Here is a 22,404-nt window from a genome sequence, read left to right as displayed (position 1 = left end):
GAACTGAGACCAGTGGCTGGATTGCCATATTGCGCCGGTATATTGCCAAGCCATGCATTCCGTCGCTGTTCTGGCCGAGCCCGACGCCATCGCGTTCGACCTCGCGATTGCGGTCGAGGTATTCGGCCGGGTCCGGCTCGACAATGGGGCGCCGGGCTACCGGGTGCGAGTATGTGGCTGCGAACCCCTGGTCGCGGCGGGGCCAATCCGGATCGCGACGGACTTCGGCCTAGACGAGCTCGCCAACGCCGACACCATCGTCGTGCCGGGACGCAACGACGCCGCGGCTGCAGTCCGCGGCGACGTGATCACCGCATTGAAGTCCGCTTACCACAAAGGAATTCGAATCGCATCGATCTGTAGCGGCGCTTTTACCGTCGCCGCCGCGGGCATCCTCGACGGCAAACGGGCGACCACGCACTGGCTTGCGGCGGAATTGTTTTCGGCGACCTACCCGAATGTCAGACTTGATGCCGATGCGCTCTACGTCGACGAAGGCCAAGTGCTCAGCTCGGCCGGGGCATCGGCCGGACTGGATCTCTGCCTGCACATGGTCGCCCGCGATTACGGCTCGGCCGTAGCCGCTGACGCCGCCCGCCTGGCCGTCACCCCGCTGCACCGCGGCGGCGGCCAGGCACAATTCATCATCCGCAATCGCCGCATATCCAACACCGAACTCGACGGCCTATTGGTTTGGATCGAGAACAATGCGCACCGACCGCTGACGCTGCGCGACATTGCCCGCCAGGCAGCCAGCAGCGAACGGACGATCAATCGCCGGTTCAAGATCGAGACCGGTCAGACGCCCATGCAGTGGGTCAACAATGTTCGGATCCGCCATGCGCAGCGGCTGCTGGAGAGAACTGGTGACAGCGTCGAAACCATTTCGCGTCGAGTCGGTTTCGCGTCAGCGACGAATTTCCGAGAGCAATTCCGCCGGCTGTCCGGAGTATCGCCGCAGAGTTATCGACATACGTTTCGTGATCAAAGCAGCTAAGCCGTGCCGCTTCGATCTTGCTGAGCCTGCGGGCCACTCACCACACCGCGCGCGACGAGGTGGTCGATCAACGGAACAGCGCCGGCGGCAAGATGTTCCGACATCGCCGCACGGGCGAGTTTGTCATCGTGAATCTCAAGAGCGGTCAAGATCTGCCGATGGTCCTTGATCGACTGGCTCGGCCAGCCCTCGATCGAGGGAAACACCGATTCGGGGGCGTACCTGGTGATTTGCGACATCAACTGAGCGAGCTTCGGCGAGTCCGCCGCGACGTTGATGGCGCGGTGAAACTCGTGGTTCAGCCGGACCGTTCGCTCGTGGTCATCGCCGGCATAGGCCTGTTCCAGCTGGGCCTGCAGTTCCTTGAGTTCATGCAGCTGCTCGGCAGTGATGTTGACCGCGGCCCGCGCGGCCAGCTCCCCACCGACGTGTGCCTGCACGTTCGCCACGTCGGTGACGTCTCGGCCGGTGACCGGCAACACCACGAAGCCGCGGCGGGGCTGCTGGGCGATCAGCCCCTCGGCGCGCAGCGCGAACAGCGCCTCACGGACCGGCGTGACACTGATTCCCAACTCGGCCGCCAGTTGGTCCAGACGAATATACGACCCCGCGGTATAGACGCCGTCGAATATCCGCCCACGGATAATCCGCGCGACGTCCTCGGAAAGTTGAGGCCGCGCAGCGAAATCCGGAACGCTCATCTGGCTAGACCTGGTATTCCGCGAGCAATCGCTTGCTGATGATGTTCTTCTGGATCTCGCTGGTTCCCTCGCCGATCAGCAGGAACGGCGCGTCGCGCATCAACCGCTCGATCTCATATTCCTTGGAATAGCCGTAGCCACCGTGGATCCGGAAGCTTTGTTGGGTGACCTCGGTGCAGTACTCACTGCACAGGTACTTGGCCATGCCGGCAGCGACGTCGTTGCGCTCGCCCGAATCCTTCAGCCGCGCCGCGTTGACCATCATCAGATGTGCCGCTTCGACTTTGGTCGCCATCTCGGCAAGCTGAAACGCGATGGCCTGGTGCTCGGCGATCGGCTTTCCGAACGTCTGGCGCTGTTGGGCGTAGCGCACCGCGAGCTCGAAGGCACGCAGTCCGACGCCACACGCGCGTGCCGACACGTTGACCCGGCCGACCTCGATGCCGTCCATCATCTGGAAGAAGCCCTGCCCGGCGGCGCCCCCGAGCACATCGTCGGCGCTGGCCCGGTAACCGTCGAAGATCATCTCGGTGGTTTCGATGCCCTTGTAGCCAAGCTTGTCGATCTTGCCCGGAATGTGCAGGCCTGCAACGACTTCACCGAAGCCGACCGGCTTCTCGACCAGGAAAGCGGTCAGGTTGCGGTGTGGTTTGTCCGAGCCTTCGTCGGTGCGCACCAGAACCGCCACCAGTGTGGAGGTGGCACCGTTGGTCAGCCACATCTTCTGGCCGTTGATGGTGTACGTGCCATCGGCGTCGCGACGGGCCCGGGTGCGGATCGCCGCAACATCAGAACCCAGCTCCGGCTCCGACATCGAAAACGCACCGCGGGTGTCGCCGGCCGCCATCCGGGGCAGGAACCGCTGCTTCTGCTCGTCGGTGCCGTGCTGGCGCAGCATGTACGCCACGATGAAGTGGGTGTTGAGCACCCCGGACACGCTCATCCAGCCGCGCGCCAGCTCCTCGACGCACAGCGCATAGGTCAGCAGCGACTCCCCCAGCCCGCAGTACTCCTGGGGAATCATCAGTCCGAACAGGCCCATCTCGCGCATCTGGTCGACGATGTGCTGCGGGTAGGTGTCGGTGCGTTCGAGTTCGGCCGCGTTGGGGATGACTTCTTTCTCAACGAATTGGCGCACCGCGGCGATGATCTCGGTTTGGAATTCGGTCAGCCCGAGGGTTTGGGCGAGCTTGGTCATGTGCTGTAGTTCCTTCCGGCTCAGCAGGCGATGGTGTTCGCGTTGGTGAGGCGCTCGATGTCGGCGGTGCTCAGGCCCAGGCCCCGCAGGACGTCGGCGGTGTCTTGCCCCAGGGCGGGCGCGGCCGCGGGGCCCGGATGCGCACCGTCGAAAGCGGCCGGCAGGCCCGGTGCCAGGTAGTCGCCCAGACCCGGTTGCCGCAGATGCGAAAACAAGGGATTGGCAGTGACTTTCGGTCCGGCCGCAACCTCGGCGAAGGTGCGGTAGCGCTCGAACAACACCGTGGTGTCCGACAGCGCGGCGGTGATTTCGTCGGCGGTATGGTCGGCGAACCAGGTGGCGAACAGGCCGGACAACACGTCCCGGTATCGGTAACGATCGCCCTCGGACCCGAAATCCACCCCCAGCGCCTCGGCGAGTGCGGACACCGCGGCGCCGGTGCCCGTGACCGTGAGCAGGTCGCGAAAGTGCCTCCCGGTCAACAGGACAACCATGAACCGGGCCCCGTCACAGCTGGTGAAGTCCTGCCCGTACTGACCGTAGATGGCATTGCCCAGCCGCTCGCGCTGCGTCCCGTTGACTTGCGGTTCGGTCAACAAGCCGAGATTCGCGGCGGTGGCCAGGGCGACATCCTCCAGCGCCAGGGTGATCCGCGCCCCGGCCCCGGACTGCTCGCGACGGCGGACGGCCGTGACGACCGTCAGCGCGGCGTACAGTCCGCAGCACACATCCCAGGCCGGCAACACGTGATTGATCGGACCGGCCTGATCGGCCGGGCCCGTGACGAGCGGGTAGCCGATGCCCGCGTTCACGGTGTAATCCACCCCGGTGGAGCCGTCACCACGCCCGAGCAGCTGAACGTGGATCACGTCGGATCGCTTGGCTGCCAGCACATCATGGCTCAGCCAGGACAGGCCGGCGGCATTGGTCACCACGATCCCGTCCCCCTCGGTGATCAGCCGAGCAACCAGCTCCTGCCCCTCGGGCGAACGCATATCGATGGTGGCCGAACGCTTTCCCTTGTTCAGGCCGGTCCAATAGATCGAGGTGCCGTCCGACGACAGTGGCCAGCGCTGGACGTCGGAAGCGCCGCCGATCGGATCGACGCGAATCACCTCTGCGCCAAGCTGACTCAGCGTCATGCCACACAATGGCGCGGCGACGAAACTGGACACCTCGACCACGGTGAGGCCGGCCAGCGGCAACCCGGGGGCGTTCATCGCTAGCTGACCCGTTCGAATATCGCGGCCAGCCCTTGGCCGCCACCGATGCACATGGTCTCCAGCCCATAGCGCGCCTGGCGACGGTTGAGCTCACGCGCCAAGGTGGCGAGCATTCGCCCGCCGGTCGCGCCGACCGGATGGCCCAGCGAGATTCCGGAGCCGTGCACATTGGTTCGGTCGAAATCGGCGGTGCCGAACTTCCATTCGCGCGTCACCGCAAGGGCTTGGGCGGCAAAAGCCTCGTTGAGTTCGATGAGATCGATGTCGGACAGTTGCAAGCCGGCCTTGGCCAGCGCGGCCTCGGTGGCGGGCACCGGGCCGATCCCCATGATGTTGGGCGCCACCCCGGCCACGCCCCACGACACCATGCGGACCAGGGGTGTCAGGCCGTACTCGTCTGCCTTCTCCCGCGTGGTCACCACACACATCGATGCCGCGTCGTTCTGCCCGCTGGCGTTGCCGGCCGTGACCGTCGCCTCCGGATCATCCTTCAGCAGAACCGGTTTGAGCTTGCTCAGCGACTCGACCGAGGTGTCGGCGCGGGGATGCTCGTCGGTGTCGATGACTTCCTCGCCGCCGCGGGCGGGAACCGCTACCGGGACGATCTCGTCGACCAGGACGCCGTCCTTCTGCGCGGCGACGGCGCGCTGATGCGACCGCACCGCAAGCTCGTCCTGTTCCTGGCGTGAAATGCCGTACTGGCGGCGCAGGTTCTCCGCGGTCTCGAGCATCCCACCCGCAACCGGGTAGTAACGGCCACCGGCGGTGGTGCGCCCGCGCGCCAGTCCGTCGTGCACCTGGACCCCGTTGCGGGCGCCCCAACGCATGTCGGTGGAGTAGAAGGCGACATTGCTCATGCTTTCGCATCCCCCGGCGACGACGAGCTCATGGTCGCCGGCGCCCACCTGCAGGCAGGCCTGAATGACGGCCTGCAGGCCCGACCCACAGCGACGGTCCACCTGCATGCCGGGCACCGTGGCCGGCAAGCCGGCGTCCAACGCCACCACCCGCCCGATCGCGGGCGCATCGCTGTTGGGATAGCAGTGACCAAGGATCACGTCCTGCACGGCATCGGGCGCCAACCCGGTCCGCTCCAGCAGTCCTTGGAGCGCGGTGACCCCGAGGTCAACGGCGCTGAGAGACTTGAACATTCCGCCGTAGCGGCCGATCGGCGTGCGGACGGGCTCGCAGATGACGACCTCGGCACTCATAGGTGCCGGCCACCGGTGATTTCCATGACGGTGCCGGTCATATACGACGACAGGTCGGATGCCAGGAACAGCGCCACGCTGGCGACCTCACTGGGCTCGCCGGCCCGACCCATCGGTACCTCGGCGACCTTCGAGTCCCAAATACGTTGCGGCATAGCCTCTGTCATGGCGGAACGGATCAAACCCGGAGCAATGGCGTTCACCCGCACACCCAGGTAGGCCAACTCCTTGGCGGCCGCCTTGGTCATGCCGACAATGCCGGCCTTGGCCGCCGAGTAGTTGGTCTGGCCGACCATGCCGACCTTCCCCGACACCGAAGACATGTTGATGATCGCGCCCCGCTTGTTTTCCCGCATGATCGCCGCGGCCAGTCGCGTGCCGTTCCAGGTCCCCTTCAGATGCACATTGATGACCTGATCGAACTGCTCCTCGGTCATCTTGCGCATGGTGGCGTCGCGGGTGATACCGGCGTTGTTGACCATGATGTCCAGACCGCCGAAATGTTGCACCGCGGTCTGGATCAGGGCCTCGACGTCGGACGATTGCGTGACGTCGCATCGCACCGCGACGGCGACCTCGTCACCGCCCAGCTGCTTGGCCACGACCTGGGTCTCCTCGAGGTTGACGTCGCCGAGCACCACGCGCGCGCCCTCGGCCACAAACCGCTCCGCGATGGCCAGACCCAGTCCCTGCGCTCCGCCTGTGATTACCGCCGTCTGACCTGTCAACAACGACATCGGGATCCACATCCTTCACTGTTTTCGCCACCACCGGGCACGGTCCAGGCAAATATCATATTTGATATAGGATTCTGCCCTGGACCGGGGTGTCCCGGCTCGGGAGAGGAGTGTGACGCCAATGTCCATCGCCGAATCCGCGGAAGTCAGCGACGATGACTTTCGCGAGATCCTCGCTCAGACAAGGCAATTCGTGCGCACCGCCGTCGTTCCCCGCGAACAGGAGATCCTCGACGAGGATCGCGTCCCCGACGAACTGCGCGATGAGGCCAAGAAGATGGGCCTGTTCGGCTACGCGATTCCCCAGGAGTGGGGCGGTCTTGGCCTCAACCTGATGCAAGACGTCGAGCTCGCGATGGAGCTGGGCTACACCTCGCTGGCCCTGCGTTCGATGTTCGGCACCAACAACGGCATCGCCGGGCAAGTGTTGGTTGGGTTCGGCACCGAAGAACAGAAATCCCGCTGGCTGGAATCGATAGCCTCCGGCGACGTCGTCGCCTCGTTCGCACTGACCGAACCCGGCGCTGGATCCAACCCGGCCGGCTTGCGCACCAAAGCCCGTCGAGACAATGAAGATTGGGTGATCTCCGGCCAGAAGCGCTTCATCACCAATGCGCCCGTCGCCGATCTGTTCGTGGTGTTCGCGCGCAGCCGCCCCGCCGACGACCAGGGCCCGGGGATCGCGGTCTTCTTGGTTCCCGCGGACACCGCGGGCGTCGAGGTGGGCGTCAAGGACGCCAAGATGGGCCAGGAAGGCGCGTGGACGGCCGACGTCAACTTCACCGACGTCCGGGTGGGATCCGATGCGCTCGTCGGTGGCAGCGAAGACGTGGGCTATCGGGCAGCGATGACTTCGCTGGCGCGGGGCCGGGTCCACATCGCCGCGCTGGCGGTCGGCGCCGCGACGCGTGCGCTCGACGAGTCCGTCGCTTACGCAGCCACCGCGACGCAGGGCGGTGAGCCGATCGGCAGCTTCCAGTTGGTGCAGGCGATGCTCGCCGACCAACAGACCGAGGTGATGGCCGGCCGCGCGTTGGTCCGCGAAGCCGCGCGGCTGTGGGTGACCGACGAGGACCGCCGGGTGGCGCCGTCGACGGCAAAGCTTTTCTGCACCGAAATGGCAGGCAGGGTAGCCGATCTCGCGGTGCAGATTCACGGCGGCAGTGGTTATATGCGTGGCGTTGCCGTCGAACGCATCTACCGCGACGTGCGGCTGCTGCGACTGTACGAGGGCACCAGTGAGATTCAGCGTCTGATCATCGGTTCGAACCTGGTCAAGGCGGCGCAACGAGCCACGAAGAAGGAGCGTTAATGGCAGGCAAGCTCGAGGGGCGCGTCGCCTTCATCACCGGAGCCGCGCGCGGCCAGGGCCGCGCCCACGCGGTGCGCATGGCTCAGGAGGGCGCCGACATCATCGCCGTCGACATCGCCGGCAAGCTGCCGTCCTGCGTTCCCTACGACCCGGCGACGGAAGAGGACCTGACCGAAACCGTTCGCCTGGTTGAGCAAACCAACCGTCGCATCCTCGCCTCGGTTGTCGACACCCGCGACCTGGAAGCGCTGCGCAAGGCCGTCGACGACGGCGTCGCCGCATTCGGACGACTGGACATCATCGTGGCCAACGCCGGGGTCGCGGCCCCGCAGCCGTGGAACGAGATCACGTCCGAAGACTTCGGCCACGTGCTGGACATCAACGTGACGGGCACCTGGAACACCGTGATGGCCGGCGCGGACAAGATCATCGAAGGCGGGCGCGGCGGCTCGATCATTCTGATCAGCTCGGCGGCCGGGGCAAAGCAGCAACCGTTCATGGTGCACTACACCGCCAGCAAGCACGCCGTCACCGGGCTGGCCCGGGCCTTCGCGGCCGAATTGGGCAAGCACTCGATCCGCGTCAACAGCGTCCACCCCGGCCCGGTGAACACCCAGATGGGCTCCGGCGACATGGTCGAGGCAGTGGCCAGGGCGATGGAAACCAACCCCCAGCTGGCGCACGTCCTGACGCCGTTTCTGCCCGACTGGGTCGCCGAACCGGAAGAGATCGCCGACGCCGTCTGCTGGCTGGCCAGCGACGAGTCGCGCAAAGTCACCGCGGCCCAGATCCGGGTGGATCAGGGGTCGAGCCAATACTGACGCGTCGCCCGGCGCGCGCGGAATTTGGCACCGCGCTCACGAACGATGCCCAACGCGCTGACACGGGTGCTGCAACCTCATCCCGAGCTACGAAATGCGCCAACGTCTTTCATCCGACAACCGCAGATGTGGCCGGTAACTGACGCGCGAATGAGCTGGTCATTACGCCGCCGTAATGTGATGTACATCACATCGTTATTGAACGTCGTGGACGACACACCCACCCAGTGGAACCAAAGACTAAGTAACTCTCTTATTCTCTCATCATGGGACGGCCCCATCTGTCGATAGATGCTGTTACGCCACTAGCGGCTGACATAAACGATTACGTCTCCGCTGACGGCACCATCGTGTTGCCGGACGGGTTGACGCTCACCTCGTTCTTCGACCAAAACCGTGCAGCGTTCGGTGACCGTCCGTCATACCGTTTCGTCGACTACGCGAAAGAGCAGGACGGTCGCGTCGTCGAACTGAGCTGGAACGAGCTGTGGACTCAGGTCCGCTCGATCGGCGCCCGGTTACAGCAGGTCGCCAAGCCCGGAGACCGCGTCGCGATCCTGGCGCCGCAGGGCCTCGAGTATGTGGCGTCGTTCTTCGCCGCGGTCCACGCCGGCAACATCGCGGTCCCGCTGTTCGCCCCCACCCTGGCCGGCCATACCGAACGGCTGACGGCGGTACTGGCCGACGCCCGGCCCGCCGTGGTGTTGACGACCACCGCGGCGGCCGAGTCTGTCCGGGAGTCGCTGCGTGCGCATCCGGTGGTCGGTCGGCCCCGATTGATCGCGGTCGACGCGATCCCGCCGTCGCTCGCCGCGATGTTCACCGAGCCGACAATCGCCACCGACGACACTGCGTATCTCCAATACACCTCGGGGTCCACGCGCAGTCCGGCCGGCGTGGAGGTCACGCATCGCGCCGTCTGCACCAACGTGCTGCAGATGATCCTGGCCGCGGACCTGCACCGAAACACCCACAGCGTGAGCTGGTTGCCGCTGTACCACGACATGGGACTGATCATGATCATGTTCCCCGCGTTGTGCGGTGGCGAATACCTCACGCTGCTGGACCCGATGGCCTTCGTGCGCCGACCGTTCCGCTGGATCAAAGAACTGAGCGCCGAAGCCGCCAACGGCCCGACGTTCGCGGCCGCGCCCAATTTCGCGTTCGAGTTGGCCGCCGAGCGCGGGCTGCCCCCCGAGGGCACCGACATCGACCTGCACAACGTGGTCGGCCTGCTCAACGGCTCCGAGCCGGTGACCATTTCGGCCATCGAGAAATTCACCGAGGCGTTCGCTCCGTTCGGTCTGCCCGCGACGGCGGTCAAACCGGCCTACGGGATGGCGGAGGCCACGCTGGGAGTCGCAAGTACTCCCTTTGACGCGGCGGCCCGCTGGGTGTTCCTCGACCGTGCTCAACTCGCCGCCGGGCACGCTGTGATCGTCGAGCCGGACGCCGAGGGTGCGGTCGCCTACGTCTCCTGCGGCCAGCCGTTCCGTGACCTGTGGGCGGTGATCGCCAGCCCGGACGGTGCCGAGGTGCCGGACAACGGCGTCGGGGAAATCTGGCTGCACGGCAACAACATCGCCCGCGGCTATTTCGGGCGCGAGGAAGAATCACAGCGCACGTTCGGCAACAAGCTGCAGTCCCGGCTGGAGCTGGGCAGCCATGCCGAGGGCGCCCCGGACAACTGCTACTGGCTGGCCACCGGCGATCTCGGCGTGTACATCGACGGCGACCTGTACCTGACGGGACGGATCAAGGACCTCGTCATCATCGACGGTCGCAACCACTACCCGCACGACATCGAGACCACGGTCAGCAATTCGTCGCCGGCCATCCGGACCGGCTACGTGGCGGCGTTCGCGGTGCCTTCCGACGCTTCCAACGGTGGCTCGGCCGAGCAACTTGTCATCGTCGCCGAACGCGCCGCGGGTGTCGGACGCGCGGATCCCGAGGCGATTGGCGCGGCCGTGCGGGCAGCGGTGGCACGCGAGCATCAGGTTCGGGTGGCCGACCTGCGACTCGTTGCCGCGGGCGCGATTCCCCGCACCACCAGCGGCAAACTCGCCCGAAACGCATGCCGGGCCGAGTATCTCGACGGTCGATTCAACCGCTAGCCGGGCTCAGCCGAGCAGTTCCAGCGTTCCCAGATCCCGCACCGCCCGGCAGCCGCGGCTGAGCATGGCCAGCACCATGTCGTCACCGCGTTCGGTGGAGGTGGCGAACGCGAATCCGAGGGCGGAGATCAGCAGTGCCTGCGGCATCCCGAGTCGGTAATCCCGCCAACATGTTTCGCGGTCGTAGCCGGTGACGCCGTAGCCCGACAGCGCTTGATGATAGTCGTCGACGAGATCCTGCTCGATTTCCGACCTCAACTCCGAATTCAAGCTCGTTGCCGTGAAATACGCGAGATCGCGCGCTGGAAGACCCACGCCGAGGGTCTGCCAGTCGACCACGCTGACCCGGGTGTGCGCGGGGTCGAACAGCAGGTTGTCGAGCCGGTAGTCACCGTGCAGCAGCGCAAAACGATCCCGCTCGGCTGACAGCCATGGAGTCACCAAACCCATTGTCGCGGTGAAGGTCTCGCGGTCTTCCGCACTCATCCGGTCACCCAGCTTTTCCAGGGTGATGTCGGCGCTCATCTTCGCCACGTCGCCGAGGCCCTGGGCCCCAGCCTCGTCGGGGCGGGGAAAAGCCAGCCCGTGCAGATCCAGCCAGAACGGGTCGCACCAGCTGGGCCCGTGTAGGCCGGCCAGCGCCAGCACCGAGAGCCGCGCCTCCTGCTCGCCGCAGCCCGCGATCTGGTCTCCCTGCACGGCGGGCGCCTGGTCGGCCAGCAGCAGCGCGTATTCCATGGCGTCGTCGGTGATCTGGCAGTAGAAGCAGCTCGGAGTCGGCACCTGCACGCGGTCTGCCACCGTGGTGTAGAACGCGCACTCGCTGCGGTACCCGATGACGACGCGGTCGCGCACGGTGTCGTCTTGAGCGGGCAGCTTGATCACGAAAGTCTGTGGCAGCTCGCCAGGGTCGGCGGCGTATTGGGCCGTCACGCGATAGGTCGCTCCGGTCTGGCCGGTGCCGATGGCCACCACGTCGACGTGAGACACCTCGACCGGTGCGTGGCGTTCGCTCAGTGCTGCGGATAGCCATGCTGGTGTCACATCGGCGGGGTACCGCGGAATCGACACCACAGCACTCATAAGCAACCACGCCTCCAGGACCAACCAGCTGACTGACCGATCAACTGTAAGGCATACGGCAAGTGCCACCCGCCCTGGCCTAATCGGCGACTTACTCAGCGACTATGTGCCAGTCGGCGGCCTCGTGCTGCTGGCGCCAGAATTCGCTGAATCGGCCACCCGCGGCCAGCAATTCGTCGATCGAACCGTCCTCGGCCACGCGCCCGTTGTCGACGAACAGCACGCGATCGGCGTGACGGATGCTCGCCAGCCGATGGGCCACGATCACGCGGGTGCGCGCCTGCGGATCGGCGGTGAGGGCGTCGACCACGGCAACCTCGTTCTCGGTGTCCAGGGCGCTGGTCGCCTCGTCGACCAGCAGCACGGGAGCGGCCTTCAGCAGCGCCCGCGCGATGCTGACCCGTTGCCGCTCGCCACCGGACAACGCCGAGCCGGCCTCGCCGACGACGGTGTCGGCGCCGTCGGGCAACCGGTCGATCAGCTCGTCGACCCGGGCCAGCGCGACGGCGCGGCCGAACTGCTCGTCGCTCGCGGTCGGGTCGCCGGCCAGGACGTTGTCGCGGATCGTCCCGTGGAACAGGTACGGATGCTGGAACACGACACTGCTGACCGCGCGGCGCGCCTGCGCGTTCAGCGTGGCGGCGTCGGCACCGTCGATGACGACGCGGCCGCGGGTCGGTTGGTGCAGCCCGGCGATCAGCGCCAGAATCGTGCTCTTTCCGGAACCCGACGGCCCGACGATCGCGGTCGTGGTTGCGGGCTCCAAGGCGAAGCTGACCCCGTCCAGCACCGGCGCGCTGGCGCCGTCGTAGCCGAAGGCGACGTCGTCGAAACGGATGCGCGGGGCGGCCACGGCGTCCGGCAAGTCGGCGGCCCCCGCCGCCACGGCGGGTGCGGTGAGCACGCGACGGATGCGGTCGAGGGTGGCGCGGGTGCTCTCCAGCGCGGGTGCCAGTTCGCTGACGGTGCTGAACGGCTCCAGATAGCGGGCGATCACGACGATCAGGGCAACCGCCTCCGCCGCGGTGAGCGTGCCGTTCATGGTCAGCGCCGTGGTGGCGCCCGCCAGCGCGATCAGGGCCAGCTGGCTGGCGACGCTGAACAGCAGCTGGCCCGGGATTTGCATGCCGAGCAGCCGCATCGTGGCGCTGTGTTGCTCGGCCAGCGCGGAACCCACCAGGCTGCGGGCCGGCTCGACCCGCCGCGCGGCCCGCAGTGCCTGCTGGGTCCGCGCGAACTCGATGATCCGTTCGGTGAGTGCGGTATTGGCGTCGCCGGCCGCCGCGTCGGCGCGGCGCGTCAACCGAAGCGAGGCCCACAGCGCGCCAAGCAGTAGCGGCACACCGGCCAGCGCCGCCACACCGAGCTGCCACGAGACGGGCAACAGCGCCAGCCCGATGACCGCGGGCAGCAGAATCGACGTCGTCAGCGGCGTCAGCAGATTGACCACCAGGCCGACCAGTTCCGGGCCGGTCGCCGCGATCGCCTGACGCGCCGTCGCGGTGTTGTCTGCGGTGAACCAGTCCAGCCGGATGCCGGGAAGCCGATCGGCCACGTCGTGCTGCGAATGGTCGAGTACCGCGAAGCCCAAGGCGAAGCTGGTGCGCGCGGTCATGGTGTCGACGATCCATCCGGTCACGGTCGCGGCGGTCAGCCAGCCAAGCCACGCCAACGCGCGCTGCGGTGTATCACTGAACAGTGCGCCCACCAGCGGGACGAGCAGGACGGCGCCGACAGCGCGCACGACGACCGAGACGAGCGCGAGTATTCCGTAGGCGGTCACCTTCGCACGGCTGTGCGGCGGAACGAGGCTTATCCAGGTGCGAATCATCGCCGGCCCTCCTGCGCCGCGCCGGTCGCGACCACCGGAGTGCCCTGACCGGTATCCCACAACCGGCGATACCGTCCGTCGGCGCCGAGCAACTCCTCGTGGGTGCCGCGTTCGGCGACCTGGCCGTGATCGAGCACGATGATCTGGTCAGCCCGGGTGACGGTGTGCAGCCGGTGCGCGATCACCAACACGGTCCGGTCCTGGGTTAGCCGGTTAAGTGCTTGCTGCACAAGGTATTCCGACTCCGGATCGGCGAATGCGGTGGCCTCGTCGAGAATCAGGACGCCGGTGTCGGCGAGGATCGCGCGGGCGATGGTGAGGCGTTGGCGCTCACCGCCCGAGAGTGCGGCATTCGCGCCCAGCATGGTGTCGTAGCCCTGCGGCAGCCGCAGTATCCGGTCATGGATCTGCGCCTCGCGGGCGGCGGCCTGGATCTGTTCGAGGGTGGCGTCCGGGACGGCCAGCGCGATGTTTTCCGCGACAGTGCCCTGCACCAGCTGAGTCTCCTGCAGCACGAACCCGACCCGGGTGTAGAGCTCATCGGCGGTCAACGACCGAATGTCTTGTCCACCAACACGTATCGCGCCGTAATCCACGTCGTGGAACCGGGCCAGCAGAGCCGCCAGCGTCGACTTGCCGGATCCGGACGGGCCGACGAGCGCGGTCACCGTTCCCGGGCGCAGCTCCAGCGATACGTCCTGGATCACCGGAACGCCGGGGCGATAACTGAAGCCGACGCGGTCGAACACCACGGTGTCCGCGGTGTCACCGGCCACCGCACCCGGCTGCTCGGTCACCCCGAGGTCTTGCTCGTCGAGCGCGATTTGCAGGCGTCGGGCGGCGAGCATTCCGGTGCGAATGCCGCCGAGCCCGTAGGCGATGCCGAGCAGCCGGACACCGAAGGTGGTGCCCAGCAACAAGAACGGCAGCAGGTTGACCGGATCCATCCGGTGCGTGACGACCAGCAGCGTGCCGATCACCGAGATCAGCCACAGGAAGGTGGACGGGCGGGTGGCTAGATCCATCGCGGTTTTCTTGCCTGCCAGCGGGCGCTGCCAGGCCACCAGGAATCCGACGTACTCGTCCAGCCGGCGCCGGAAGCTCGACGCCGCCGCGCCACCGAACACGCGGATCACCGGCTGGCCCTCGAGGTAAGCACCGGCCTCGGAGGTCATTCGTTCGGCCCAGCGCGCCGACTGCGCGATCTTCGGACCCGATTGAATCGAGAGCGCCGACGCCATCACGAGATAGACCAGCACCGGCGCGAACAAGACCAGCGCCACTCGCCAGTCGACGGCAAACAGATAGACCAGCACCGCCACCGGCGCGACGATCGCATTGACCGCGTCCGGGATCGCGTGCGTGACCAGATAGTGCAGCGACAGGGTGTCGTCGGTGACCAGCTGCTTGATCGAGCCCGACCCACGGGAGGTGAACCAGCCCAGCGGCAGCCGCGACATCTTGCCCAACAACCGCGAGCGCAGTTCGCTGGCGAACCGGGCGTCGATCACGTGCAGCCAGAGGGTGAGGGCGGCACCCAGCAGCGTGCCCAAACCCAGCAGGACGACGGCGGCAATTCCCACATCCCACAATCGCGCCGCGCCGGCGCCGGTCACCAGGAGACGGGCGAGCTCGACCAGCAGCACGAACGGCGCGAGCTGCACGAGTGTGATCACGGCCTGCAGCACGCCGGACAGGATCAGCGCCGAACGCAGCGGCGCGAGCAACCGGCCGGCGGCTTGAGCGCGCCAGTTGCCGGGGTTCGCCCGGACGGTCACCTCGTCAACGGCGGTCGGCGCTGTCTCGGGCTGCGCCGCAACGCTTTCCGGCGTCGATTCGTCGGTGCACGCCGAGGTGATCTCCGCGTCGCCGCCGCGGGTGGTGCCCATTTCGCGCCCGGCGCTCCAGTACGCCTGCGCGTGAACCTCGGACTTGGGAAAGCCGAAGGCTTCCTTCAGTCGCTTGCGCACGGCCTTCAGCGTGGTGGCCTCGGGTGTCGCCCAGGCATACCAGTTCGACCAGTCGCGGTCCTCGATGGCGTCGGCCAGCGATTTCTCGTCCCGTCGAGGTACCCAGTGCACCCGCAATCGGGGATGCTGCGTGATCGGGATCGCCGTGTCGTGGTCGTCGTGCTGCTCGAGGTACATCTCGATCGGAACGTCGTCGGGAATCGTGGCGACGATGCCGTTCATCCCGGGGATCGACGCCGAGTCGCCGATCAGCAGGTAACCGGCCGGCTGCTCTTCGGGCGGGTCGAACCGCGACGAGCCCATCAGCGACATCACCGCGATCGTGGTGCCGGGCGCGACGGTGCGCGCCCACGTCGAGGCCGGGCCGGCGGGTTCGTGCAGCACGACGTCGATCGCGAAGCGGCCGGTCGGGGCATCGGCCGCGGAGATCGTGTAGCCGCGCTGGAACTCGGTGTCGGATCCGGCCGGGTCGGGGAACCAGAACCGCAGCCAAGCGGCGGGCTCGGCCTCGACGTCGTCGAACAGGGTTGCCGACTCCATCCGGACCCGCACGAAATGCGGTGCGATATGCACGGTTTCGAGCACGATTGCGACGTGATCGCGCGCGCCGAATCCGCGCAATAGCGCGCCCTGGAACCCGCGGGCCATCAGCCGTCCTCTCCACCCCGGTCGTGATTCACCTCAAACTAAGGGTTGCCTTACCATAGCTGAAGCCGGGAGGGCGGTCGAGGCCGGTCGTCCGGTACGCCGCGGGAGCGTAGCCCGCGTCAGGCGGCGGCTCGGGCCGCCTGTAGCTCGCGCAGCGCCGTGCGCAGGCCCCGCCGTTTGCCGGTCGCGGGGTCGACGAAGCTTTCCCGTAGCCCCTCACGTACGCGGAACTTCAACTCCGAGTGAGTCTCCGGGGCATCGTCGGGCGTCCCGTTGAGCAGCTTGTCGGGCAGGGCGAGTTTGAGGATCGTCCAGAACGACTGCCAATACTGCCGGCCAAGAGATCCCGTCGTGTAGGGCAGATCGTACTTCTCGCACAGCTCGCGCACTCGGACCGAGATCTCCGCATAGCGATTGCTCGGCAGGTCGGGAAAGAGATGGTGCTCGATCTGGTAGCACAAATTGCCACTCATGAACGCCAGCACAGGCCCGGCATGGAAGTTCGCCGAGCCCAACATCTGGCGCAGGTACCACTGCGCTTGCGTCTCGTTCTCGAACTCTTCTTTGGTGAATTTCTCGGCGCCGTCGGGGAAGTGACCGCAGAAGATCACCATGTAGGACCAGTAGTTGCGGATCAGGTTGGCGACGGCGTTGGCCCGCAGCGTGTGCTTCCAGTTGCGTCCGGCCAACGCCGGAAAAACGATGTAGTCCTTGCCGACCTGCTTACCGATCTTCTTGAGGATGATGCGCAGGTCCTTGCGGACTTCGGCCCACGTTTTCTCGTGTCTGCGGACCCGGGAAAGTTCCAGCCCGTGTGCCGCCACACCCCATTCGAACAGCGTGCCCAGCAGCAGGTTGTAGATCGGGTTGCCGATCATCCACCGCGCCCAGGGCTCGTCGCGGGTGACCCGCATGATGCCGTAACCGACATCGTCGTCCATGCCGACGATGTTGGTGTACTTGTGGTGGATGAAGTTGTGCGACTTCTTCCAGTGCACGCTCGGTGAGGTCGTGTCCCATTCCCATTCGGTCGAATGGATTTCCGGATCATTCATCCAGTCCCACTGACCGTGCGTGATGTTGTGGCCGAGTTCCATGTTCTCGATGATCTTGCCGGTACCCAGCATCGCCGTCCCGGCAACCCAGGCGTACCGATTGTTGCTGGCCATCAATACGATCCGCGCGCCGACCACCAAGGCGCGTTGCAGCTGTACGGCTCGCCGGATATACCGGGCGTCGCGCTCGCCGCGGGACTCCTCGATATCGGCGCGGATCGCGTCGAGTTCGCGCCCGAGCGCCTCGACGTCCTCGTCGCTGAGATGTGCGTATTGCGTTACGTCGGTAATAGCCATCGAATTCCTCCTCAGATCTTGAGAGTGCAGTCGCCGGATGCCGTCGAGATACACGTCTGGATGCGGTCGCCCGCGCCGTGTTCGGTTCCGGACCGGAAGTCGCGCACGTGCCCCGCCTCCAGTGGGAGCACGCAGGTTTGGCAGATGCCCATGCGGCAGCCGAACGGCATCTGGATGCCTACTTTCTCGCCTGCCTCCAAAAGAGATGTGGCACCATCGATTTCGATCGTCTTGTCGGATATCGAGAAGTTGACGGTGCCGCCCTCGCCGCCTTTGTCGGTGGCGGCGATGGTGAAACGCTCCATATGCAGCTGGTCGCCGCGACCCGCGTCCTTCCAGACCCGTTCGACCGTGTCGAGCAGGGCGGGCGGCCCGCATGCCCAGGTCGGGCGCTGCTTCCAGTCACCCACGATGCCGGTCAGTTCGCTGAAGTCGAGGTGGCCCGCAGTTTCGGTGAGGTGCAAGTGAAGTCGATACCCGGGCTCATTGGTCTCGAGCTCGCGCAGTTCGTCGTGAAAAATCACGTCGTCGGCCGTCGGTGCCGAGTGCAGGTGCACAATGTCGGCGCCGTGGCCCCTGGACTTCAGGGTGCGCAACATCGCCATCACCGGTGTGATCCCGCTGCCGGCCGTGACGAACAGGATCTTCGCCGGTGGCGGGTCGGGCAGTGCGAACTCTCCCTTCGGAGTCGCCAACCGCACGATGGTGCCCGGTTCCACGCCGTTGACCAGGTGCGTGGATAGGAAGCCCTCGGGGGTTGCCTTGACGGTGATCGTGATGTTCTTGTTGTCGCGCTGCGGAATTGAGGTCAGCGAGTATGAGCGCCAATGCCATCGTCCGTCGATCCGCAATCCGATGCCGACGTACTGGCCCGGCCGGTATTTCCCGGAGAAGCCCCACCCAGGTTTGATGGTCACGGTCGCGGAATCCGCGGTCTCCGGGTGCACGTCGACGATGAGGCCGCGCAGTTCGCGCGCCGACCACAAGGGATTGAGCAGCTTGAGGTAGTCGTCCGGCAGCAATGGAGTCGTCGCCCGGGCGGCTAATCCCCGTGGCACGTTGACCCAGGACTTGGCAGCAGTGACGCCCTTGGCGGGCGCCTTGCTCCAGCGAGTCAGGCTGTGCAGCGTAGATCCCATACGTCGTCCCAACGTCTTTGTTCGGATCACCGTGGCTCGGCTGAGGCACGGTTCTCCGTCGGCTACCCGCTGTGGTGTTCACTAAACACTTGTTCGCTGAATGACGGGGATGCGATCCGCTGGTCACGGAATCAAGATCAGGCCGTGGTTGGCCGATCCGTGGACGACGGCACGAACGCCGGGGTGCGCAAGGGGGGACTCGAACCCCCACGTCCTAAGACACTGGAACCTAAATCCAGCGCGTCTACCAATTCCGCCACTCGCGCCTGGGCGTAGCGATACTACCGCTCCGGCGCCCCTACGGACGTCTCTCCGGCCGCGGCCTGGCCGATCAATACGAACACGTGATTTGGCATGCCTAACCTAACCCCCAAACCTGGCTCGGGTAAGGTCAGCAAACGATGAACGGAGCCTCAAGCACCCAGACCGATGATTCGTCGACCCAGGTACTGAAGCGTGAGCGCAAGGATCTCTCCGAAGAGGTCCAGCGCGTTGGCCGGCTTCCGGTCCCCGCGCTGGACCCGCCATACGAGATGCGCGCCGCGGTCGGCGGCGACGCAGAAATGGTGTCGGAGTGGATGAATCGCCCTCATCTCGCCGAGACCTGGGAGTACAACTGGCCGGTGTCGCGCTGGCGCCAGCACCTTGATGCACAGCTCGAGGGAACCTATTCGCTGCCGCTGATCGCCACCCTGCGCGGCGAAGAGTGCGCCTACCTCGAGATCTATTGGGCAGCAAAGGATATGATTTCGCGTCATTACGACGCTCATCCCTACGACATCGGACTACACGCGGCCATCGCGGATCTGAGATTGGTCAATCGCGGCTTCGGCCCGCGGGTGCTGCCGCGAATCGTGGCCAGCGTGTTCGAACAGGAACCACGCTGCGATCGGATGATGTTCGACCCGGATCACCGCAACACCACCGTGCGCCGGCTGTGCGAGTACGTCGGATGCCGGTCGCTGGGTGAGCACGACGCGCCGAAGCGGCGGATGGTGCTCTACGCGTTGGAGCGTGCGACCCACTCCTGGTAGCCGACGTGGTCGGCCTTCATGCCGGCCGCGACCAATTCCCAGAGGACTTCGTCGGTGCCACCGCCGACCCGGGCCAGCTTCATGTCCCGCCACACCCGGCCCAGCGGTGTTTCGTCGACGAGATAGCCGGACCCGCCGAAGATGTGCATGCACTCGCCGATGACTTCTTCGCCGAGGCGAGCCGCGGTGACCTTGATGCCCGCGGCCGCCCGCAGATCCAGCCGCCCCGCAGCGGCGATGCCGTGCAGCGCGAAACGCAGCTGGTCGACCCGCGCCTGCAGGTCCGCCATCCGTAGCCGCAACGCCTGATGCTCGAACAAGGTGTTGCCGAATTGGCGCCGATTCATCATGCGGGCCAAGGTAATTCCGATCACCCGCTGGCAGGACGCCGCGATCTGGCCGGCGATCGACATGCGCTCGTGCGCCAATCCCCAACTGATGGCCGCCAGCCCGGTGCCGGCCCGCGCGACCATCGCATCGGCCGGGACCCAGGTATCGATGTGGACCGCCGCGGTGTCCAGCGGCCCGGCACCCACCTTGTTGTAGGGCTGCTGCACGCTGACATGTGTGGTCGGCACCGCCACCACGACGACGTTGCCGTGCCGGCTGGACGAGTCGTGGTCGACGCTGCGCGCCACGACCATGATGTGGTCGGCGATCGGCGACAGCGAGACGAACTTCTTGACGCCACGGACCGCGAAACCGCCGTCCTGCGAGCGAACCTCGGTTTCAACGATCTGCAGATCCGATCCGCCGGATTCTTCCGAGGCGCCGATGCATAGCACGGCCTCGCCACGAATCGCCTTTTCGCAGACGTCCTTCAGGTAGTCCGATTTGCCGAACCGGCGCAGCACGGCGATGGCCGAGTCGTGCAGGCTGACGCCCACTCCGATACCGGCCGACGCCAGATGGCCCAGCGCCAGGGCAAGCTCGATGAGCTTGCCGACGTCGGGTTGGACCTGGTCGGTCCACTTGGCGCTGAAGACACCGCTTGCTCCCAGATGCTCGATCATCTTGCGCGGAAAGCGTTGCCGTGCTTCGGCTTCAGAAGTCCACTCGGTGACGCGGTGATCGAACGTCTCGGAAAGCAGCGCGCGGTAGTCGGCGTCGAAAACCGTCTGGCCTGTCGCGGTCACGTCAGTCCACCAGCTCGAGGGTTCGCCGCACTTCCAGCCGGCGAAGTTTGCCCGACGAGGTGCGCGGCAGCGAACCCGGCGACATGAAAACCACGTCGGCCGGCACGATTCCGCATACCGACGCGATGCGCTGGATCACCTCGGTGCGGGCCTGCGTCTGGTCATCACCTTTGAACTCGGCCGCGACGACCAGCCCGGGGCGAGCGGACCGCTCGCCGGTGCCCAGGGCGACCACGCAGCCCTCCCGCACCCCGGGGACTTGTGCCGCGATCAGCTCGATCTCCGTCGGGAAGATGTTGCGTCCCGCGATCGATATGATTTCCTTGGCCCGGCCACACACGACCAGGCCACCGTCGTCGAAGAAGCCCAAATCGCCGGTGGGAAACCAGTCTTCGCGATCGATGGCCGGGTGCCCCAGGTAGCCATCCATCATCGACGTACCGCGAATCTCGATCTCACCGATCTCGCGGTCGGCCGTGCCGGCATAGCGATCGCTGGATACGACCCGGATGTCCATTCCGTCAAGCGCCTCTCCCAGCACGGCGTATTTGCCCGAACCGCTGTCGTCCGAGACCGTGGCAAAGGTCAATCCGGTACCGGGCGCGGGCAGGGCGACCGCGCAGGTGGACTCGGCAAGGCCGTACGACGGCGCCAGCGCACCACCATCAAACCCGAACGGCGCCATGGCTTTTGCGAACCGCGCAAAGCCGTCGCAGTCCACCGGTTCGCCCCCGTTGATCGCGACCCGCATGGCGCTGAGATCGACGTCGGACACCAGCGCCGCGTACATGCCGAGGATGTTGTAGGCGAGGTTGGGCGCGGCGGTGATCGACGCACGGCTTTCCGAGAGCCACTTCAGCCACTCGAACGGCGATGCGGAGAACGCCGTCGGCGAAGACAGCCACAGTGGCATCCCGGCCAGCGTCGAGGCCAGTACGCAGGTAAGCCCCATGTCGTGAAACAGCGGCAGCCATGAGCAAACAACGTCACGGGACGGGTCGAAGGTGAATCGCTGATCGAGACCGCGCATGTTGCTGAGCACGGCACCCGGCGACAGCATCGCGGTTTTGGGCGATCCGGTCGATCCCGCCGTGCCCTGCAGGATGGCCGGGCCAATCGTGTCGGCGTGCGGGATGCCCGAAGCCGAGCGGTTGGTGCGCGCCGCGGTGGCGAGGTCGTCGGTGATGATGCCCGCGCGCGCAGCCGCTCGCAGACTTTCCAAGTGCGGGCCGTGGCTTAGTACAGCGCCCACCCCGATGCCGGCAAACCGGGTCAGCGTCGACTCCGCCCAGTGCTGCGAGTGCGCGCCTCTGACCGGTCCCGGCAGGATCGAGATGGCCGCGCCGGTCAGCCACGAACCCTGGATCGCGGCGATGAACTCACGGTCGGCTCGCCGACCAGACCGACCGCGGCGGGTCGGTCATGGTCAAGGAGCCAGGCCGCGACCCCTTCGGCTAACCCGTGCACTTCCGGCCACGGGATCCGCTTCCAGTCCGATGTCGCCTTGTCGAAGACAGCCAATTCGGAGGTTGCGGTCTGCATCGACCGCGTGATCGCCGCCGCGAGATCGCTCATTACGAAGTTTTCGCCGCGATCGCCGCGTCCAGATCGCCGACCGTGTCGCAGTTCAGTAGCTCTTCCTCGGACAGCGCGACGCCGAGCCGCTCTTCGATGGCGACCATGCCTACAGCAAAGGCCACCGAATCCAACCCGACATCGTCGACCAGCCTGGCGTCCGGCGTAACCCGGGCCATGTCGACGTTGAGATCGTCACGCAGAATGCTTTGCAGCGCAGTGGTCACCGCGTCGGAAGAGGAGGCCATGGCGAGGGACCTTACCCGCCCAAGTAAGGCAAGGCTAGCCTTTTATTGAGCGGTGAGAGCTTCGCCACATC

Annotated in this window: 16 protein-coding genes, 1 tRNA gene and 2 pseudogenes; 5 read left to right on the top strand and 14 right to left on the bottom strand. The window is 66.2% G+C overall.

Going from position 1 to position 22,404, the window contains the following annotated elements; all coding sequences use genetic code 11:
• The first annotated feature begins 52 nt into the window (after positions 1-52).
• Positions 53-997 (top strand): GlxA family transcriptional regulator, encoded by a 945-nt coding sequence (locus tag SKC41_RS15875; protein WP_330978441.1) that lies wholly within the window; start codon positions 53-55, stop codon positions 995-997.
• On the opposite strand, the gene SKC41_RS15870 is transcribed toward SKC41_RS15875, so the two are convergent.
• Genes SKC41_RS15870 through fabG form a run of 5 tightly spaced genes read right to left on the bottom strand, consistent with a single transcriptional unit; the run spans position 994 to position 6,067 of the window.
• Positions 994-1,698: a GntR family transcriptional regulator gene (locus SKC41_RS15870; protein WP_330978440.1), complete on the bottom strand. Its 705-nt coding sequence runs from the start codon at positions 1,696-1,698 to the stop codon at positions 994-996. The genes SKC41_RS15875 and SKC41_RS15870 overlap by 4 nt on opposite strands.
• A gap of 4 nt (positions 1,699-1,702) precedes the next feature.
• On the bottom strand, positions 1,703-2,896 hold the full coding sequence (locus SKC41_RS15865) for an acyl-CoA dehydrogenase family protein (protein WP_330978439.1): 1,194 nt from the start codon (positions 2,894-2,896) through the stop codon (positions 1,703-1,705).
• Between the two features lie 20 nt (positions 2,897-2,916).
• Positions 2,917-4,116 carry a CoA transferase gene (locus SKC41_RS15860; RefSeq protein WP_330978438.1) on the bottom strand — a complete coding sequence of 400 codons (1,200 nt, stop codon included), beginning with the start codon at positions 4,114-4,116 and terminating at the stop codon, positions 2,917-2,919.
• A 2-nt stretch (positions 4,117-4,118) separates the two neighbouring features.
• Positions 4,119-5,330 carry an acetyl-CoA C-acetyltransferase gene (locus SKC41_RS15855; RefSeq protein WP_330978437.1) on the bottom strand — a complete coding sequence of 404 codons (1,212 nt, stop codon included), beginning with the start codon at positions 5,328-5,330 and terminating at the stop codon, positions 4,119-4,121.
• Positions 5,327-6,067, bottom strand: coding sequence for a 3-oxoacyl-ACP reductase FabG (fabG, locus tag SKC41_RS15850; RefSeq protein WP_330978436.1), 741 nt, complete (start codon positions 6,065-6,067; stop codon positions 5,327-5,329). Before fabG ends, SKC41_RS15855 begins: the two co-directional genes overlap by 4 nt.
• Positions 6,068-6,188: 121 nt before the next feature.
• On the opposite strand from fabG, the gene SKC41_RS15845 reads away from it, so the two are divergent.
• From SKC41_RS15845 to SKC41_RS15835, 3 genes are all read left to right on the top strand, one after another.
• The gene (locus SKC41_RS15845; RefSeq protein ID WP_330978435.1) at positions 6,189-7,379 is read left to right on the top strand and encodes an acyl-CoA dehydrogenase family protein; all 1,191 of its coding nucleotides are present in this window, start codon (positions 6,189-6,191) and stop codon (positions 7,377-7,379) included.
• Positions 7,379-8,200 carry a mycofactocin-coupled SDR family oxidoreductase gene (locus tag SKC41_RS15840; RefSeq protein ID WP_330978434.1) on the top strand — a complete coding sequence of 274 codons (822 nt, stop codon included), beginning with the start codon at positions 7,379-7,381 and terminating at the stop codon, positions 8,198-8,200. Before SKC41_RS15845 ends, SKC41_RS15840 begins: the two co-directional genes overlap by 1 nt.
• Before the next feature lie 266 nt (positions 8,201-8,466).
• Positions 8,467-10,317: a fatty acyl-AMP ligase gene (locus tag SKC41_RS15835; protein WP_330978433.1), complete on the top strand. Its 1,851-nt coding sequence runs from the start codon at positions 8,467-8,469 to the stop codon at positions 10,315-10,317.
• Positions 10,318-10,323: 6 nt separating this feature from the next.
• On the opposite strand, the gene SKC41_RS15830 is transcribed toward SKC41_RS15835, so the two are convergent.
• The 6 genes from SKC41_RS15830 to SKC41_RS15805 all read right to left on the bottom strand — a co-directional run bounded on the left by SKC41_RS15830 (position 10,324) and on the right by SKC41_RS15805 (position 18,606).
• Positions 10,324-11,400, bottom strand: a complete 1,077-nt coding sequence (locus SKC41_RS15830) for a phosphotransferase family protein (protein ID WP_330978432.1) — start codon at positions 11,398-11,400, stop codon at positions 10,324-10,326.
• Positions 11,401-11,491: 91 nt separating this feature from the next.
• A complete protein-coding gene (locus tag SKC41_RS15825) occupies positions 11,492-13,231 on the bottom strand; it encodes an ABC transporter ATP-binding protein (protein WP_330978431.1) in 1,740 nt (579 codons plus the stop codon).
• Entirely contained in the window at positions 13,228-15,849 is a 2,622-nt protein-coding gene (locus tag SKC41_RS15820) for an ABC transporter ATP-binding protein/permease (RefSeq protein WP_330978430.1), read from the bottom strand. The genes SKC41_RS15825 and SKC41_RS15820 overlap by 4 nt, the downstream gene beginning before the upstream one ends.
• Positions 15,850-15,968: 119 nt before the next feature.
• A complete protein-coding gene (locus SKC41_RS15815; protein WP_330978429.1) occupies positions 15,969-17,201 on the bottom strand; it encodes a fatty acid desaturase family protein in 1,233 nt (410 codons plus the stop codon).
• Between the two features lie 11 nt (positions 17,202-17,212).
• Entirely contained in the window at positions 17,213-18,340 is a 1,128-nt protein-coding gene (locus tag SKC41_RS15810) for a ferredoxin reductase (RefSeq protein ID WP_330978428.1), read from the bottom strand.
• Positions 18,341-18,524: 184 nt separating this feature from the next.
• A tRNA-Leu gene (locus SKC41_RS15805) sits at positions 18,525-18,606 on the bottom strand.
• Between the two features lie 135 nt (positions 18,607-18,741).
• On the opposite strand from SKC41_RS15805, the gene SKC41_RS15800 reads away from it, so the two are divergent.
• On the top strand, positions 18,742-19,374 hold the full coding sequence (locus SKC41_RS15800) for a GNAT family N-acetyltransferase (protein ID WP_330978427.1): 633 nt from the start codon (positions 18,742-18,744) through the stop codon (positions 19,372-19,374).
• On the opposite strand, the gene mbtN is transcribed toward SKC41_RS15800, so the two are convergent.
• The 3 genes and pseudogenes from mbtN to SKC41_RS15785 form a co-directional block, all read right to left on the bottom strand.
• Complete coding sequence (mbtN, locus tag SKC41_RS15795; protein WP_330978426.1) at positions 19,341-20,510, bottom strand: mycobactin biosynthesis acyl-ACP dehydrogenase MbtN; 1,170 nt, start codon at positions 20,508-20,510, stop codon at positions 19,341-19,343. The genes SKC41_RS15800 and mbtN overlap by 34 nt on opposite strands.
• A 1-nt stretch (position 20,511) precedes the next feature.
• Positions 20,512-22,085 (bottom strand): annotated as a pseudogene (mbtM, locus tag SKC41_RS15790) (long-chain-fatty acid--ACP ligase MbtM).
• Positions 22,085-22,336, bottom strand: a pseudogene (locus tag SKC41_RS15785) (acyl carrier protein); the annotation flags it as partial. The pseudogenes mbtM and SKC41_RS15785, both read right to left, overlap by 1 nt.
• Between the last annotated feature and the right edge of the window lie 68 nt (positions 22,337-22,404).

The organism is Mycobacterium sp. 050128 (assembly GCF_036409155.1).
Taxonomy (GTDB): domain Bacteria; phylum Actinomycetota; class Actinomycetes; order Mycobacteriales; family Mycobacteriaceae; genus Mycobacterium.
The sequence above is the reverse complement of the archived record's forward strand: the minus strand, read 5'-3'. Positions and strand labels throughout refer to the sequence as shown.

Coding starts and splice junctions, on each gene's coding strand:
- SKC41_RS15875 (WP_330978441.1), top strand. CDS start 53: ATGCATTCCGTCGCTGTTCTGGCCGAGCCCGACGCCATCGCGTTCGAC.
- SKC41_RS15870 (WP_330978440.1), bottom strand. CDS start 1,698: ATGAGCGTTCCGGATTTCGCTGCGCGGCCTCAACTTTCCGAGGACGTC.
- SKC41_RS15865 (WP_330978439.1), bottom strand. CDS start 2,896: ATGACCAAGCTCGCCCAAACCCTCGGGCTGACCGAATTCCAAACCGAG.
- SKC41_RS15860 (WP_330978438.1), bottom strand. CDS start 4,116: ATGAACGCCCCCGGGTTGCCGCTGGCCGGCCTCACCGTGGTCGAGGTG.
- SKC41_RS15855 (WP_330978437.1), bottom strand. CDS start 5,330: ATGAGTGCCGAGGTCGTCATCTGCGAGCCCGTCCGCACGCCGATCGGC.
- fabG (WP_330978436.1), bottom strand. CDS start 6,067: ATGTCGTTGTTGACAGGTCAGACGGCGGTAATCACAGGCGGAGCGCAG.
- SKC41_RS15845 (WP_330978435.1), top strand. CDS start 6,189: ATGTCCATCGCCGAATCCGCGGAAGTCAGCGACGATGACTTTCGCGAG.
- SKC41_RS15840 (WP_330978434.1), top strand. CDS start 7,379: ATGGCAGGCAAGCTCGAGGGGCGCGTCGCCTTCATCACCGGAGCCGCG.
- SKC41_RS15835 (WP_330978433.1), top strand. CDS start 8,467: ATGGGACGGCCCCATCTGTCGATAGATGCTGTTACGCCACTAGCGGCT.
- SKC41_RS15830 (WP_330978432.1), bottom strand. CDS start 11,400: ATGAGTGCTGTGGTGTCGATTCCGCGGTACCCCGCCGATGTGACACCA.
- SKC41_RS15825 (WP_330978431.1), bottom strand. CDS start 13,231: ATGATTCGCACCTGGATAAGCCTCGTTCCGCCGCACAGCCGTGCGAAG.
- SKC41_RS15820 (WP_330978430.1), bottom strand. CDS start 15,849: ATGGCCCGCGGGTTCCAGGGCGCGCTATTGCGCGGATTCGGCGCGCGC.
- SKC41_RS15815 (WP_330978429.1), bottom strand. CDS start 17,201: ATGGCTATTACCGACGTAACGCAATACGCACATCTCAGCGACGAGGAC.
- SKC41_RS15810 (WP_330978428.1), bottom strand. CDS start 18,340: ATGGGATCTACGCTGCACAGCCTGACTCGCTGGAGCAAGGCGCCCGCC.
- SKC41_RS15800 (WP_330978427.1), top strand. CDS start 18,742: ATGAACGGAGCCTCAAGCACCCAGACCGATGATTCGTCGACCCAGGTA.